The following is a 14,350-nucleotide window of genomic DNA, read 5'->3' as shown; positions in this document are numbered from 1 at the left end:
TTGCCGACAATGGCCCGACGCCTCAGCCACCGAAGCCTACCATGCGTGCCACCTCGTTGTTCTTCCTCTATCTCTTCGTCTGTCTCGCGCTCGCCGCGCTGCTCACCGGCCCGCTGATGCAGACCGGCTGGATCGACTACGAGACCCAGCGGGTGATGGGCCGGCTGGCGCAGGTGTTCATCCTGCTCGGGCTGTGGCCGCTGCTGATCGCGCTGCGGCTGAACACGCGCGCGGCGCTCGGCCTCGACCACCCGGCGGCACGGTTGCACCGTACCGTCTGGCAGGGCTGGGTGCTCGGCGTCGCCATCCTGCTGGCGCTGGCGCTGGCACTGCTCGGACTCGGCATCCGCATCCCCGACCCGACCCCACCGGGCTGGGCAGCGCTCGCCTCGCGGGCGCTGCAGGCGCTGATCGGCGGTCTGCTGATCGGGCTGCTGGAGGAGGCCTTCTTCCGCGGCGCGCTCTATTCCGCCATCCGTCGCGACAGCGGGGTGCGCTCGGCGGTGCTGTGGAGCGCCGGACTCTACGCGGTGCTGCACTTCATGAAGCCCGGTGAACTGCCGCCGGGGATGGCGCTCGATGCCGCCGGGCTGTGGTACATGTTCAGCCACGTCTTCATCGACCTGTTCCAGTGGCACCACCTCGACTCCATGGTGGCGCTGTTCATGGTCGGGGTGTTCCTCGCCCTGGTGCGCGAGCGCAGCGGTCACATCGGCTGGTGCATCGGGCTGCATGCCGGCTGGGTGCTGGTGATCCAGGTCACGCGCCAGCTCACCGACGGCGACCCGGGCGCGTCCCTGGCCTTCCTCGCCGGCGACTACGACGGCACCATCGGCTGGCTCGCGGCGGCCTGGATCGGGCTGCTCGCCGCGCTCTACTGGTGGTGGACGGGTCGCGCCGTGCGCCGACGCTGATCCCCCTGCCCCTCGCGCCACCGCGGCGGACCTGCCGCGAGGGCCGCCAGCGGATCCGGCTCGACAGATCGCCCGGCGCAATGCCGGCGGTGGAAGCACACAACAGGGGGCGCATCGAAGCGATGCCGGACGTGGGCGCACGCGAAGCTGCCCGTCGATCCCTCGTGCATCGACCGCCTCCTCGGCGATCGCGCTGATCCTCCAATCCATACCGGCAGTTCCCTCGGCCGCGTGCGCTGATTGCATCTCATCTTGCTACGTCCCCCAAGGCACCGCAAGCCCGTGCGTTGCCCCTACCAACGGGCTGGTTTATAGTGATAATGAGAACGCATCTTGATTGCAAGGATTGCTAACCCCGAGTCCACACCATGACCCAGAGCTCCCGGATCCCGAGCGCGCTCGCGCTCGTCACTACCCTTTTTTGTGCCCCAGCCCAGGCCGCCACGCCACCGGAGGGCGGTCTCGAGGTCGAGCTCAACAAGCTCGAGCAACGCGCCGACGCCTGCGTCACCTACCTGGTCTTCGGCAACCGCACCGCCGTCGATCTCACCAGTCTGCAGCTCGAACTGGTGCTGTTCGACGACCAGGGCCTGATCCAGCAGCGACTCGCCCTCGAGGCCGCGCCCCTCGCCGCCGGCAAGACCAGCGTCAAGCTGTTCGAGGTGGCCGACACCCGCTGCGAGCAGATCGGACGCATCCTCGTCAACGGCATCGGTGCCTGCTCCAGCGCCGAGGGCACGCTCACCGACTGTCTCCAGCGCATCGAGCCCAGCTCGCGCCTCTCCACGAAACTCTTCAAGTGAGCGCCACGCGCGCAGGACTGGATACCATGACCCCACCCGCGACCACCGCCACCGAGCAGCCGACCCCGATCACCGAGGCCCCGGACGCATCCCTGGAGGCCGCCGCCACGACGCCCGCCCCGGACATCGAGCCCACGGCCGCCACCGACGCCGCGACCGCCGTCGACCCCACCGCCCTCGTCGACCCCTCGCCCTGGGCGGGGCTGATCGGAATGGCGCAGGAGCGGCTGAGTGTGTTCACCGAGGTCGGCGGTCCGGTGCTGGCGAGTCTCGCCGTGCTCTCGGTGGTGGCCGCAGCCATCATCCTGGTCAAGCTGTGGCAGTTCGCGCGGCTGCGCATCGACGCCCGCGCCCCGGTCGACGAGGCGCTGCTGCTGTGGCACCAACGCGACGTCCACGGCGCGCTGCGCAAGCTCGAGGAGCGCCCGCAGCCGGTCTCGCGGGTGGTCCATCTGGCGCTGGTCGGGCTGCGCCATCCCAAGCTCGACCTGACGCTGCTGCGCGAGGAGATCGCCCGCGTCGCCAGCCTCCAGCTCGAGCAGCTGCGCAGCCATCTGCGCGCGCTGGAGATCATCGCCGCGCTCAGCCCGCTGCTCGGCCTGCTCGGCACCGTGCTCGGCATGATCGAGGCCTTCCGTCAGCTCGAGCAGGCCGGCGCTCAGGTCGACCCCTCGATCCTCTCCGGCGGCATCTGGCAGGCGCTGCTGACCACCGCCGCCGGCCTCACCCTGGCGATTCCGGTGGTGATCGCGCACAGCTGGCTGGAGCGTCGTGTCGAGCGCTGCGGTCATCGCATGGAGGATGCCGTCACCCGGGTGTTCACCCGCGATCTCGCCGGCGCCGAGGACGAGGCCGCGATCCCCGAGCAGACAGCGGCACGCGCGCCCGTCGACCCTGCCCCCGAGACCGGAGCAGCAGCGCTGATCACGCCCAGGGTCGAGTATGCGTCTTGACCTCGCCCGGCGCGTTCGGCGCAACCCGATTTCGCTGACCCCGCTGATCGACGTGGTGTTCATCCTGCTGCTGTTCTTCATGCTCGCCTCGCACTTCGATCAGTGGCGCGCGCTCGCGCTCGACGCGCGCGGCGCCAAGGTCGGCGCGACAGCACCGAGCGCGGCGCGCGCGGCGATGCTGGTGCGACTGCATGCCGACGCCCGGCTCGATCTCGGCGGCGAACCGCTCACCCCGGCGCAACTCGAACGGCGTGTCGTCGAGGCGCTCGACCGCGACCCCGAACTGATCGTGGTGATCCAGTCCGACCCCGAGGTCGAACTGCAAACCATCGTCTCCACCATCGACCGTCTGGTCGCGGCCGGCGCCCCGGAGGTGCGACTGCAATGAAGTTCGCTCATCGCCATCAGCGACCCAGCGGCGACGATCAGCTGATCCCGCTGATCAACGTCATCTTCCTGATGCTGATCTTCTTCATGCTCGCCGGGCGCATCGCCCCCAGCGACCCGATCGAGATCGAGCCGCCGCACTCGACCGAGGCCCCGGAGGCGCTGGCGCCCCAGCCCGAGCAACGCACCCTGCTGATCGCCGCCGACGGTGCACTCGCGCTCGACGGCACGGCGCTCGCCGCCGCCGCGCTGCAGCAACGGCTCGCCGCCTGGCACCAGGCCGTGCCCAGCGGCGAGCTGCGCATCAAGGCCGATGCCCGACTCAGCTCCCGCCAGCTCCAGGAGACCCTGACGCTGCTGCGCGAGCTCGGCATCGAACACATCACCCTACTGGCGACGCAAGCGAGCTGATGGAGATCCGATCCCGACACTGGCTGGCGGCGGCGGCGCTGGCGCTGCTGCTGCACGGGTCGCTGCTGATGGCGCTGACCCGCCCGAGCCAGCCCGAACCCGTGGCGGTCATCCCCTACGAGATCGCACTCGGCGGGCTCCCCGGCCCCGCCGCCGAGCCGGCGAGCGCCGCGCCACTGGCCGCGCCGGCACCGATCCCGGCGGCCACACCGGCCCTGACCCCGTTGACCCCGGTCGCCCAAGCCGAGCTGGTGCCGGTGCGCGAACTCGAACCCGAGCCGCCCAAGCCCAAGCCGAAACCGGTCAAGCCCACGCCCAAGCCGCAACCCAAGCCCCAAGCGAGGCCGCAACCACCACGCACCGAGCAGCCGGTGCATCGCGCCCCCGGCGGCACCGGCTCCGGCCAGGGCAGCGCCAAGGGCAGCAGCCAGGGCAGCGGCGGAGGAGGCGGCGGCTCGGGCACGGTGCGCAGCGGCAACTACTACGGCAAGCTCGCTCACTGGCTCGATCGTCACAAACGCTATCCGCGCCAGGCCCGACGGCTGCGCCAGCAGGGGCGAGTCGAGATCTCCTTCACCATCGACCGTCAGGGACGGCTGGTCGCGCACCGCATCGTCTCCAGCTCCGGCCATCCGTTGCTCGACGCCGAGGTCAAGGCGATGCTCCAGCGCGCCAACCCGATGCCACGCCCACCGGCGGAGATCGCGCGCGACCGGCTCACGATCCAGGTGCCCATCGACTTCGCGCTGCGTTGAGCGCGAGCGCGACCTGGCCTTGCGCAAAAGCTAATGCGAACACTTAGCATTTGCATTAAGAAGACGATCGACCTATGCTCGCCCCGAGCAACAGGGCCCGGCACCGACCAGTCCGACCACCTCCACGGACAGGCCGGCACGGCCGGGCCCACCCCATCGACCCCTTCCCCGAAGGATCCAACCATGCGCAGTCTGACCCCATCCCTTCGTCACGGTCTTGCCCTCTCGCTCCTGCTCGCCGCCCCCTTCGCCAACGCCAGCCCGGAACTGGCCCAGCAGAGCGGCTGCCTGGTCTGCCATCAGGTCGACAGCAAGATCATCGGCCCGGCCTACCGCGACATCGCCGCCAAGTATCGCGCTCAGGCGGATGCCAAGGCCAAGCTGGTCGCCAAGGTCAAGCAGGGGGGCGTGGGCGTCTGGGGCGACATGCCGATGCCACCGAACGCGCACGTCAGCGACGCCGACATCGACACCCTGGTGACCTGGGTCCTCGGGCTGTGACCCGCTGCCGGTGGCCGTCACGACCGCCACCGGCACACCAACCGCCCCGTCATGGAGACCCTTGCAATGCAGCAGATCGGACTCTTCTTCGCCACCGACACCGGCACCACCGAGACCATCGCCCAGCGCATCCAGCACCATCACTTCTCTCCCGACACCCTGGCGCTGCACCCGTTCGACGAGAGCGACGCGGCACTGATCGACAGCCATCGCGCGCTGATCTTCGGCACCCCCACGGTCGGCTACGGCGACTACCCCTATGCGCTCGAACGCTTTCTCGACCAGCTCGACGCGGTCGACTTCAACGACCGCCCGGTGGCGCTCTTCGGCCTCGGCGACCAGCTGGGCTACCCGGATGTCTTCGTCGACGCCCTGGGGATGTTCCACGCCGAACTCGCGGCGCGCGGCGCCCGGCTGATCGGTTACTGGCCGACCGAGGGTTACGACTACGAGGCCTCCAAGGCCGATCTCGGCGACGGCCAGTTCTGTGGGCTGGTGCTCGACGAGGACAACCAGCCGGGGCTGACCGAGGCCCGACTGGCGCGCTGGATCGAGCAGATCCGTCCCGCACTGAGCGCCGCCTGAGACGGCAGTGAGGAGCCGCTTGCGCGATCGCAATGCACTACACAGCGATAAGCGCAACCATTCTCATTCACAAAAATCCTCAGTCATGCACCACGGCCGGTGCGGGAGTCGTTGCCGATGATCCAGATCCGTCACCAGATCCCGGGACGCATCCGGCTACGCATCCCCGCGCTGGCCCGCAACCGCCCGCTCGCCGACTGGATCGAGCACGAGCTGGGCGCGGTGCCCGGCGTCGAGCAGGCCACCTGCAACCCCGGCTGCGCCTCGCTGGTGGTGCGCTACGGCCACTCGCGGCTCGACCCCGAGACCATCCGTGCCCATCTCGAGGCGATCATCGCCCGCCCCATCGACCCCACCCGGCTGACCTGCGACCCCGCGGACGGCCGCTGTCGCAGCTGCCAACGCGGCGCGCAAGACCAGACGCCGACGCTGGGACGGATCCTCTCGCTGGTGCTGCTCGCCGGCTATCTCGGCTACGTGCTGATCCGCGAGCACCTGCTCAAGCGCCCGGTCGCCCAGAACCCGCTCAGCCCCACCGGGCTGATCGCCCTGGCCGGGGCCATCCCGCTGCTGCGCGACGCCTGGCACGAGACCTTCGTCGAGCGCCGCTTCAGCCTCCATCAGTTCCTCGCCTTCTCGCTGGTGCTCGGCATCCTCATGGGTGAGGCGCTCACCGCCTTCGAGATCATCCTGGTGCTGCGCGGCGGCGAGCTGCTCGAGGGCTTCGTCGCCAACCGCTCGCGCCGCGCCATCCGCCGCATGCTCGCGCTCTCGGTCAAGGACGCCTGGGTGTGGGTCGACGGTCAGGAGCTGCAGGTCGCGGTCGCCGAGCTGCGCGAGGGCGACCGGGTGGTGGTACGCACCGGCGAGAAGATCCCGATCGACGGGGTCATCGAGCACGGCGAGGCCGAGCTCAACGAGGCGAGCATCAGCGGGCGCTCGGAGCCGGTGTTCAAACAGGTCGGCGACGCGGTCTTCGCCGGCGGCTATGTCGAGCGCGGCGTCATCCGCATCCGCGCCGAACGTGTCGGCGAGGCGACCTATCTGGCGCGGATGGCCGCGCTGGTCGACGCCTCGCTCGATCAGAAGGCGCCGGTGCAGCAGCGCGCCGACGAGCTGGCCGCGCGGCTGCTGCGCCTCGGCACCCTGTCGACCCTCGCCACCCTGGTGCTCACCCGCAGCGTCGAGCGCGCCCTCACCGTGATGCTGGTGATGTCCTGCCCCTGCTCGACCGTACTCGCCGCCGCCACCGCGGTGAGCGCGGCGCTGCACAGCGCCACCCGGCGACAGATGCTGATCAAGGGCGGCGTCCATCTCGAGCGCGTCGGCACCGCGCCCTGTCTCTGCTTCGACAAGACCGGCACCCTCACCACCGAGACCCCGGAGGTCGCCACCGTGATCGGCGACGACGAGGACGCCCTGCTCTACTGGGCGGCCTCGGCCGAACACCACAACACCCATGCGCTCGCCCACGCCATCGTCCGCCACGCCGAGACCCTGGGGATCGAGCCCGACACCTGCGGCATCAGCGAGCATCTGCTCGGTCACGGACTGGAGGCCCGCATCGGCGAGCATCGGGTGCTGGTCGGCAACGCGCGGATGATGGCCTCGGGCAAGGTCTCGCTGCGCCGCTACAAGGCCGCCGCCGAACAGCTCATCGAGTCCGGCCTGACCGCGGTCTATGTCGCCCTCGACGGCAAGGCGCTGGGGGTGATCGGCATCCGTCACCAGCTCCGCGCCGAGGTCCACGAGACCCTGGCGCGACTGCGTGCCGACGGCGTCAGCCATATCGCGCTGATCTCCGGCGACGAGCCGCGGGTGGCCGCCGCCCTGGCCGAGGAGCTGGGGCTCGACAGCTGTCATGGCGGACGCCTGCCCGAGGACAAGGCCGAGGTGGTGCGCGCGCTGCGCGCCGAGCACGGCGCCGTGGTGATGGTCGGCGACGGGGTCAACGACGCCCTGGCGCTGGCCGAGGCCGACATCGGCATCGCCATGGGCAGCGGCGGCTCGGAGGTGGCCATCGAGGTCGCCGACATCGCCCTGGCCGACAGCGCCATGGGCAACCTCGCCGAGCTGCGCGCGCTCAGCCGCCAGACCCTGCGTGTCGCCGACCAGAACTACTATCTCGCCGTCGGCACCGACGTCGCCGGCATCGCGCTCGGTGCCGCCGGCATCCTCAGCCCGGCGATGGGCGGGCTGATCCACGTCACCCACACCCTCGGCATCCTCGCCAACTCCTCGCGGTTGCTGCGCGCGCACTGAGCGCGCCCGGCGAGGGCGTCAGGACAGCGCCGCCAGGGCCGGCGGCGCGGCCCCCGGACGCCGCGCCAACGGCGCACGCTGACGGGCCACCGGGCAGCGGGCGCGCCGATCGGCCTCGACCAGCGCCACCCCCAGCTCCAGCCCCAGACCACAGAGCACGTTCAACACCCCGGGCGGCAGACAGCGCGCCAGCGCGCACCAGAGCGCGGCGACGGCGACCCCCTGGGGGCGACGGTCGTCGAACAGCAGCGCCACCACCAGGGTCTCGCCGCGCTGCAGGATGCGCAGCGCACGCGCCAGCTCGGGCAACGGGTCGGCGCTCACCGACACCGCCAGCCAGCGCACGCCACGGGCGTCGATCGCCACCCCGCCGCGCGGCTCGCCGCGCAGATCGGACTCCAGCGCCTGGCGCCAGGCCGCACGCACCAGCCGACTCGGTTCGCACCAGACCGCGGCGGCCTGCTCACAGTCCGAGCGACAGCCAGCGATGCCCTGCTCGAAGCGCCGTCGATCGATCAGCCCCCCGACCTGGTCGAGCCGCGCCGCGCGTGCGGCGCTGCCGCGGACCTGCCAGACCTGGGCGGCGACCCCGGCGGCGGCGATCGCCGCGGTCACATCCAGCCCGGAGGAGCGCGCCACCCGCACCGGCCCGACCCTGAACGCGGCCCCCGACCAGGGGATGCGCCAGCAGCCGCCGACCAGGTTGGCGAGCTGACGGGAGGCCACCGGCGCAGCCTCCGCGTCACCCGGGTCGGCGAGCATCGTCGCCGCGCTCATCGGCGCACCTGCGCGACGACCTCGGCGCCCGGCGCCATCGCCCCGGTGGCACCGTGTTCGGGCAGCAGCATCAGGCAGAGCAGCGCGGCGATGACGGCGATCGGCGGCAGGAGTGACAGGTGAAGACGCATGCGAAGACCTCCCGAGGCCCGGTGCACGCGCGACAGCGCGGATGGCCGGACTTCACAATTAGATGATAACGGTTATCATTATTACCCATTGAGCCGATGACCGCAATACCCGAGAGCAGGACTCACCTAATCATGTCGCAGCCATCCACCGGGGCACGCTACCGGCGATGCGCCGCGCCGCGCGGTCGACTCGAGCTGCGTCGGCCCGCACGGGCCGACGCAGCCGGAGCGCTGAGCACCACAGGACGCGCGGCGGCGGCTCAGAACCGCCCCTCGACCCCGAGATAGACGGCGCGCCCGACCAACAGCAGGTCGTCGTCGCGCACGTCGAACAGGTTGTCGACGCCGAGGCGCAGGTCGAGCCCGGCGACCAGCGGACGCGACAGGTCGAGGTTCCACACCCCGGTGCCCTTCTCGCGCCCGGAGACCGAGTCGAGCACCCCGAGGCTGTAGTCGCCGACCAGGCTCACCCCCAGATCCCAGGGGCGATAGTCGTAGTCGAGGGTGGCGACCAGACGATGGCGCGGCCGGTCCTGGAGGCGGGTATCGGCCTCGGTGTCGTTGGCATCGAGATAGCTGTACTGCAGCCCGACCCCGAGATCGGCGCTCGGGCGCCAGTCGAGCGCGGTCTCAACGCCCTGCAGCAGCGCCGTGCCGATGTTGGCGTACTGATAGATCGGCTTGCCGTCGGCGCGCCGATCGATGGTGCGCACGTCGATCAGGTCGTCGACCCAGTTGCGAAAGACCCCCAGGCTCGCCTGCCAGGCGCCCCAGTGTCCCTCGATCCCGAGGTCCAGGCTGGTCGATTGCTCGGGCTCCAGGTCGGGATTGCCGAGCCGGGTGAACTTCGGCTTGGTGACATCGACATAGAGATCGCGCACCGTCGGCACCCGATAGCCCTGGCCGAGCTGGGCGCGCAGCCGCAGCCCGCGATCGCCGCCGTCGAACAGCCTGTAGACGGCGCCGAGGCTGCCGGTGGCGCGGTCGTCGAACTGATCCGAGGCGTCGTAGCGACCGCCGAGCACCAGCTCCAGGCGCGACGAGACCTGCCACTGGTCCTGCAGATAGAAGGCCGAGTAGTCGATGGTCGATTCCGAGCCGAGGGTGAGGATGCCGTCGCGCTCGACCTCGTAGACCCCCTCGCCGCTGTCGATGGTGTTGCCCTCGAAGGCCTCCTGGCGGTACTCGGCGCCGAGGGTGAGATGGTGGTCGTCCCAGGGACGCCAGCCGAACTGCCCCTCGACCACCGTGCGCACCATCTCGACCTCGTCGAAGTCGATCAGCCGACCGCTGGACTCATCACTGAGCTCGCGATCCTTGTCGAGTTCGGAGCGATAGACGCGTAGCCGCCCGTCGCGCTCGCCGTCGTCGTACTCGAGCGCGAGCGCGAGATCGGTGCGGGTATCGTCCTCGTCGGTGCGCTGCAGCCCGCCCTTGCCGGCCAGGGTGCTGTAGGCGCTGTCGCTCTGCAGATGGGCGAGATCGGCCACCAGTCGCCAGTCCGGGGCGAGACGCCAGTCGAGGCCGAGCGCAAAGCGGTTGAAGCGCTCGCGCTCGATCTGGGTCTCGCCGTCGTCGAGTGCGACCTCGCCCTGATCGATCGTCGTCCCGGAGAGCGACACCCCGAGCCCGGGCAGCGGGGTGATCACGCCATAGACATCGCCCTCGCAGCGCGAGCCGTCGTCGAGTTCATAACCGGTGCAGCGGGCGCGCCAGTCGAGCCGGGGCGCGGTGGGGTCGCGGGTGATGACGTTGATCACCCCGCCGAGCGCATCGGCGCCGTAGAGGGTGCTGCCCGGACCGCGCACGATCTCGACGCGCTCGACGTCGGCCAAGGGGATACGACTGAGCTCGTAGCGCTGCGAGGGCTCAGCGGCCACCCGTCGACCGTCGATCAGGATCAGTGTCTGCTCGTTGGAGAAGCCGCGAATCGAGACCGTCTTGTTGGTCCCCCTGCGCTGCAGGTGGACACCCTGGGCCAGTGGCAGCACATCGCCGAGCCGACTGGCGTCGTGCCGCTCGATGGTGTCGCGATCGAGTACCTGCACCGCTGCCGGCACCCGGTCGAGCGAGGTCTGAGAGCGGGTGGCGGTGACACTGATCGCCCCCAGCTCGACGACCGGATCGGCCAGCGCCGGGACGAACCCGGCGCCACAGACCAACCCCAGCATCAGGGATCCACGGACACGAGGATCGCTCATCGCGCGACCTCCGCCGCTACCGGCGTGGTCAGGCGGGTGAACTGCTCGGCGCTGGTCAGCTCACGCAGCCGTCCCAGGGCCTCGATGCGCAGCTCGGTGATCTCACGCTCGAGCCGGGCCAGCTCGTCGAGCTCGGGGGCCAGCTCCGCGACCGTCGCGCCACGCTCGAGCACCGCCGTGCGCAACCGTCGTTCGAGCGACTGGGCCTGCTCGATCCGAGGCATGATGCGCGCAGGATAGACCTGCAACAACGCACGCTGGATGCGCTCGCGCTGCTCAGTGGGCAGCTCCAGGATCGCCACCGGGAGCCGGGTATGGGGCAGCGACAGCAGCTCGACCTCGTGCATGGTGCCGTGATGGTCGTCTGCCTGCGTCCGGGGCGGCTCCTGCGCCAGGGCCGGGGCGATAGCGAACGCGCACAACAGCGCAAGCGTCCGAGGACGGGAGAGGGACATGATCGGGCCTCCTTTGGAGGGGCATCTGGAAAAGGACCGACCAAGTTAATGGAACGATAACGATTCTCAAATGCGAGATATCAATGGCAAGGGGTAGCGGCCAGCTTCCAGTCGCCAGTCGCCAGAGAGGGTGAACCGCAAAGCCGCGAAGAACGCGAAGAGAAGACAGGCTTTCTGCTGTCAGCCGCCAGCGAGAGGAGCAGGCTTGTCTCGTATCGCCAAGGTTGACCGCAAACCGGAGGCTGCCTGTTCACAAGGAGGGGACAGCCACCAGTTGCCAGCCACCAGCGACCAGCCATCAGTGAGCGTTGACCTCAACGACTGGCGCAGGGCACGAGAGGCTTTACTGCTGTCTGTCGTTCCCAAGAAAGGGAGGACAATGCGGAGGACGCCCCCTAGGAGGAAGGAGGGGACAGCGACCAGCCACCAGTGAGCGTTGACCTCAACGACTGGCGCAGGGCGCGAGAGACTTTACGGCTGCCTGTCGTTCCCAGGGAAGGGAGGACGATGCGGGGACGCCCAGTCGCCAGACGACGCCAGGAAGCCGCTCGCATGTCCGCTTTCGCGTTCTTTGCGGTTCATCCTCTCCGGCATCTGATGGCTGGCAACTGGTGGCTGATGGCTGGTCGCTGTCAGCTGAAACCCCTTGCTTTCTCGCTAATGAGAATTATTATTGACTCCATCCCAGAGCCAACCCACGCCGAAGGAGTCCGGCATGTGTGAGTCCCGACCGTCCATCGTGTCCTCCAATGTCATCGCGCCGCCACTCGAAGCACCGCAGCCGGGGCAGCGCCCATCAAGCCGGCGCCGCAAGCTGTGGGAGCTCGCGCACAAGTTCCACTGTCCGGTGATCGGTACCTGTCTGCACGTCGACGAGCTGCGCGAGATCGCGCGCAAGAGCGGGGTGCGCCAGCACGCGCGCGCCAGCGACTTCGACATCCATGTGCGCTGTGTCGCCGCCGCCGAACAACGCGGGCCGCTCTCCCAGGCCACCCACAAGGCGCTCGAACGCAAGCACGCGCGGATGATCAAGCGCTTCGCCCGCGCCAAGGACAGCGAACAGGTCGCCGCGCTCTGGGATCAGGCACGCGCCGAGGGCGAGATCCCCGGTGCCTTCTGGGCACTGATGACCCACCCCCATGCCGACGCCATGCTCTGCGTGCGCGCCTACGAGGACGTGCACATGCTCTCGCACCAGATCGGTGCCGGGCTCGGCGCCGATCTGCGCGCGCTGCGCGAGACCCGCGCCCAGCTCGACCGCGCCCAGCGCGACGCCGCCGAGCGCGAGCGCCGGCTCAACCGCAGCCTCGCCGAGCGCGAGGCCCGCATCGAGCAACTGGAACAGACGGTCGAGCAGCACCAGGGGCTCGAGCGCGCCCTCGAACGCGCCGAGGGCGAACTCGCCGCGCTGCGCGACCAGGACCGCTCGGCCAGCCTCGACGAGGAGCGGCGTCGCGCCGACCAGGCCAGCGCCCGGGTCGCGACCCTGGAGGCACAGCTCAAGCGCGAACGCGAGCACCGCACCGAACTCGCCGAGCGCCTGGCACAGCGCGAGGACGCGCTGCGACGACTCGAACAGCGCTTCGCGCAGATCGAGCCGGAGGACTGCTGCGGTGGCTGCGCCGCCGCCGACGACTCGGTACCCGACCTCGCCGGGCGGCGCATCCTCTGTGTCGGCGGTCGCGGCTCGCTGGCCAGCCGCTATCGCAACCTGGTGGCACGCTGCAACGGCGAGCTGCTGCGCCATGACGGCGGGCTGGAGGACAACCGCCAGCGGCTCGAATCGCTGCTCGCCAAGGCCGATGCGGTGATCTGTCCCGCCGACAACTGCAGCCACGACGCCTATCTGCGCACCAAGCGCTTCTGCAAGCGCACCGCCAAGCCCTGCGTGCTGCTCGAACGCTCCAGCGTCGACGCCTTCGCCCGCGCCATCGCCGATCTGGTCGAGCCGCCACCGGCCACCACGCGCTCGGCAGCCTGACCCCGGGGCGGGGCCTCAGGCCCCGCCGCGCCCGCAGTCCCTGCACACCAGGACCCAGATGATCCCCGAACTCGTCCGCATCCATGACGTCATCGATGTCGTGATCAGCACCCTCAATGCTCGCGATCCCTATACCTCCGAGCACTCCTTCCGGGTGGCACTGTTCTCCGAGCTGCTCTCCGAGCAGATGTCGCTGCCCGCCCGAACCCATCAGCGGCTGCACATCGCCGCTCATCTGCACGACATCGGCAAGGTCGGCGTGCCCGACGGCATCCTCAACAAGCCCGGTCGACTCACCGAGGTCGAGAAGCTGCAGATCCAGCTCCACCCGCGCATCGGCTTCGACATCCTCCAGCGCCTGCCGACCTTCCGCGAGGTCGCCCGCATCGTCCTCCACCATCACGAACGCATCGATGGACTCGGCTACCCCAACCGGCTGCACGGCAGGCAGATCCCGCTCGAATCACGCATCATCGCCGTCGCCGACGCCTTCGACGCCATGACCTCGGACCGCCCCTATCGCCGCGGCATGCCCGTCGAGACCGCCGCCGAGGAGATCGCCCGCCATGCCGGCGACCAGTTCGACCCCGAGGTGGTCGCACACTTCGAGCGCGCGATCGACCTGCTTGCGACCCACGTCCAGTCCGGCCAGGAACCCACCCGCCTCCCCGGCGAACCCGACCACGACAGCCTGATGCACTCGCGCATCGCCAGCGCGGCCTGATCGGGCCGCGGGCGGGAGGGGGAAAGCCTCCAGCCTCCAGCCTCCAGCCTCCAGCCTCCAGCCTCCAGCCTCCAGCCTCCAGCCTCCAGCCTCCAGCCAGATTTTGAACCGCTAAGACGCGAAGGACACGAAGGTTTTTTTAAAAAAGGACACCCATTTATCGAACGCCTAGACGCCAACCACACAACCCCTTCGCGTTCTTCGCGGCTTGGCGGTTCACATCTTTGCGGTTCACATCTTCGAAAAAGCGTGAAAAAGGACACCCATTTATCGAACGCCTGGACGCCAACCACACAACCCCTTCACGTTCTTCGCGGCTTGGCGGTTCACATCTTTGCGGTTCACATCTTCCGAAGGCTGGCGGCCGACGACAGCGCCCCGGTCGCCAGCCGCAACCCTCGACAACCAGCCGGCGCCTCGTATCATGGGGAGCGGTCGCACCAGCGCGGTGCGTCGAGACATGACGGGGCGAGGACCTATGGCCAGACAGCATCTAACCAAGACGGGGTC

General features: G+C 69.6%; 15 protein-coding genes. 11 read left to right on the top strand and 4 right to left on the bottom strand.

Annotation, left to right across the window (positions count from 1 at the left end; translation table 11 throughout):
* Positions 1–41 precede the first annotated feature (41 nt).
* From EDC29_RS02730 to EDC29_RS02685, 9 genes are all read left to right on the top strand, one after another.
* A complete protein-coding gene (locus EDC29_RS02730; protein ID WP_132228443.1) occupies positions 42–914 on the top strand; it encodes a CPBP family intramembrane glutamic endopeptidase in 873 nt (290 codons plus the stop codon).
* A 368-nt stretch (positions 915–1,282) separates the two neighbouring features.
* Positions 1,283–1,717 (top strand): Tat pathway signal sequence domain protein, encoded by a 435-nt coding sequence (locus tag EDC29_RS02725; RefSeq protein ID WP_123141573.1) that lies wholly within the window; start codon positions 1,283–1,285, stop codon positions 1,715–1,717.
* A 212-nt stretch (positions 1,718–1,929) separates the two neighbouring features.
* Positions 1,930–2,670 carry a MotA/TolQ/ExbB proton channel family protein gene (locus tag EDC29_RS02715; RefSeq protein WP_123141589.1) on the top strand — a complete coding sequence of 247 codons (741 nt, stop codon included), beginning with the start codon at positions 1,930–1,932 and terminating at the stop codon, positions 2,668–2,670.
* The gene (locus EDC29_RS02710) at positions 2,660–3,058 is read left to right on the top strand and encodes an ExbD/TolR family protein (RefSeq protein ID WP_123141572.1); all 399 of its coding nucleotides are present in this window, start codon (positions 2,660–2,662) and stop codon (positions 3,056–3,058) included. Before EDC29_RS02715 ends, EDC29_RS02710 begins: the two co-directional genes overlap by 11 nt.
* Positions 3,055–3,468 carry an ExbD/TolR family protein gene (locus EDC29_RS02705; RefSeq protein ID WP_123141571.1) on the top strand — a complete coding sequence of 138 codons (414 nt, stop codon included), beginning with the start codon at positions 3,055–3,057 and terminating at the stop codon, positions 3,466–3,468. The genes EDC29_RS02710 and EDC29_RS02705 overlap by 4 nt, the downstream gene beginning before the upstream one ends.
* The gene (locus tag EDC29_RS02700; RefSeq protein WP_123141570.1) at positions 3,468–4,223 is read left to right on the top strand and encodes an energy transducer TonB; all 756 of its coding nucleotides are present in this window, start codon (positions 3,468–3,470) and stop codon (positions 4,221–4,223) included. The genes EDC29_RS02705 and EDC29_RS02700 overlap by 1 nt, the downstream gene beginning before the upstream one ends.
* Positions 4,224–4,406: 183 nt before the next feature.
* Positions 4,407–4,724 carry a c-type cytochrome gene (locus EDC29_RS02695; RefSeq protein WP_123141569.1) on the top strand — a complete coding sequence of 106 codons (318 nt, stop codon included), beginning with the start codon at positions 4,407–4,409 and terminating at the stop codon, positions 4,722–4,724.
* Positions 4,725–4,790: 66 nt separating this feature from the next.
* On the top strand, positions 4,791–5,309 hold the full coding sequence (locus EDC29_RS02690; RefSeq protein ID WP_005222865.1) for a flavodoxin: 519 nt from the start codon (positions 4,791–4,793) through the stop codon (positions 5,307–5,309).
* A gap of 117 nt (positions 5,310–5,426) precedes the next feature.
* Complete coding sequence (locus EDC29_RS02685) at positions 5,427–7,571, top strand: heavy metal translocating P-type ATPase (protein ID WP_132228441.1); 2,145 nt, start codon at positions 5,427–5,429, stop codon at positions 7,569–7,571.
* Positions 7,572–7,589: 18 nt separating this feature from the next.
* Here the strand turns inward: EDC29_RS02685 and EDC29_RS02680 are convergent, their stop codons facing one another.
* The 4 genes from EDC29_RS02680 to EDC29_RS02670 form a co-directional block, all read right to left on the bottom strand.
* Entirely contained in the window at positions 7,590–8,348 is a 759-nt protein-coding gene (locus EDC29_RS02680) for a hypothetical protein (protein WP_132228439.1), read from the bottom strand.
* A complete protein-coding gene (locus EDC29_RS17590) occupies positions 8,345–8,479 on the bottom strand; it encodes a hypothetical protein (RefSeq protein WP_255419403.1) in 135 nt (44 codons plus the stop codon). The genes EDC29_RS02680 and EDC29_RS17590 overlap by 4 nt, the downstream gene beginning before the upstream one ends.
* Before the next feature lie 260 nt (positions 8,480–8,739).
* Positions 8,740–10,680, bottom strand: coding sequence for a TonB-dependent receptor plug domain-containing protein (locus tag EDC29_RS02675; protein ID WP_123143270.1), 1,941 nt, complete (start codon positions 10,678–10,680; stop codon positions 8,740–8,742).
* Positions 10,677–11,135 (bottom strand): hypothetical protein, encoded by a 459-nt coding sequence (locus tag EDC29_RS02670; protein WP_132228437.1) that lies wholly within the window; start codon positions 11,133–11,135, stop codon positions 10,677–10,679. Before EDC29_RS02670 ends, EDC29_RS02675 begins: the two co-directional genes overlap by 4 nt.
* 715 nt (positions 11,136–11,850) lie before the next feature.
* Here EDC29_RS02670 and EDC29_RS02665 point away from each other — a divergent pair.
* Together EDC29_RS02665 and EDC29_RS02660 are read left to right on the top strand one after the other, a co-directional pair.
* Entirely contained in the window at positions 11,851–13,116 is a 1,266-nt protein-coding gene (locus EDC29_RS02665) for a DUF2325 domain-containing protein (protein ID WP_132228435.1), read from the top strand.
* Positions 13,117–13,174: 58 nt separating this feature from the next.
* Entirely contained in the window at positions 13,175–13,840 is a 666-nt protein-coding gene (locus tag EDC29_RS02660) for an HD-GYP domain-containing protein (protein ID WP_223806160.1), read from the top strand.
* Positions 13,841–14,350: the final 510 nt, after the last annotated feature.

Source organism: Marichromatium gracile (assembly GCF_004343155.1).
GTDB lineage: Bacteria > Pseudomonadota > Gammaproteobacteria > Chromatiales > Chromatiaceae > Marichromatium > Marichromatium gracile.
Note: the sequence above shows the minus strand (reverse complement) of the source record. Positions and strands in the feature narration are given on the sequence as shown.

What these genes read in the sequence shown, in the direction of transcription:
- EDC29_RS02670 (WP_132228437.1), bottom strand. Translation starts at nt 11,135, where the DNA reads ATGTCCCTCTCCCGTCCTCGGACGCTTGCGCTGTTGTGCGCGTTCGCT.
- EDC29_RS02730 (WP_132228443.1), top strand. Translation starts at nt 42, where the DNA reads ATGCGTGCCACCTCGTTGTTCTTCCTCTATCTCTTCGTCTGTCTCGCG.
- EDC29_RS02665 (WP_132228435.1), top strand. Translation starts at nt 11,851, where the DNA reads ATGTGTGAGTCCCGACCGTCCATCGTGTCCTCCAATGTCATCGCGCCG.
- EDC29_RS02705 (WP_123141571.1), top strand. Translation starts at nt 3,055, where the DNA reads ATGAAGTTCGCTCATCGCCATCAGCGACCCAGCGGCGACGATCAGCTG.
- EDC29_RS02690 (WP_005222865.1), top strand. Translation starts at nt 4,791, where the DNA reads ATGCAGCAGATCGGACTCTTCTTCGCCACCGACACCGGCACCACCGAG.
- EDC29_RS02660 (WP_223806160.1), top strand. Translation starts at nt 13,175, where the DNA reads ATGATCCCCGAACTCGTCCGCATCCATGACGTCATCGATGTCGTGATC.
- EDC29_RS02675 (WP_123143270.1), bottom strand. Translation starts at nt 10,680, where the DNA reads ATGAGCGATCCTCGTGTCCGTGGATCCCTGATGCTGGGGTTGGTCTGT.
- EDC29_RS02725 (WP_123141573.1), top strand. Translation starts at nt 1,283, where the DNA reads ATGACCCAGAGCTCCCGGATCCCGAGCGCGCTCGCGCTCGTCACTACC.
- EDC29_RS17590 (WP_255419403.1), bottom strand. Translation starts at nt 8,479, where the DNA reads ATGCGTCTTCACCTGTCACTCCTGCCGCCGATCGCCGTCATCGCCGCG.
- EDC29_RS02700 (WP_123141570.1), top strand. Translation starts at nt 3,468, where the DNA reads ATGGAGATCCGATCCCGACACTGGCTGGCGGCGGCGGCGCTGGCGCTG.
- EDC29_RS02710 (WP_123141572.1), top strand. Translation starts at nt 2,660, where the DNA reads ATGCGTCTTGACCTCGCCCGGCGCGTTCGGCGCAACCCGATTTCGCTG.
- EDC29_RS02715 (WP_123141589.1), top strand. Translation starts at nt 1,930, where the DNA reads ATGGCGCAGGAGCGGCTGAGTGTGTTCACCGAGGTCGGCGGTCCGGTG.
- EDC29_RS02695 (WP_123141569.1), top strand. Translation starts at nt 4,407, where the DNA reads ATGCGCAGTCTGACCCCATCCCTTCGTCACGGTCTTGCCCTCTCGCTC.
- EDC29_RS02685 (WP_132228441.1), top strand. Translation starts at nt 5,427, where the DNA reads ATGATCCAGATCCGTCACCAGATCCCGGGACGCATCCGGCTACGCATC.
- EDC29_RS02680 (WP_132228439.1), bottom strand. Translation starts at nt 8,348, where the DNA reads ATGAGCGCGGCGACGATGCTCGCCGACCCGGGTGACGCGGAGGCTGCG.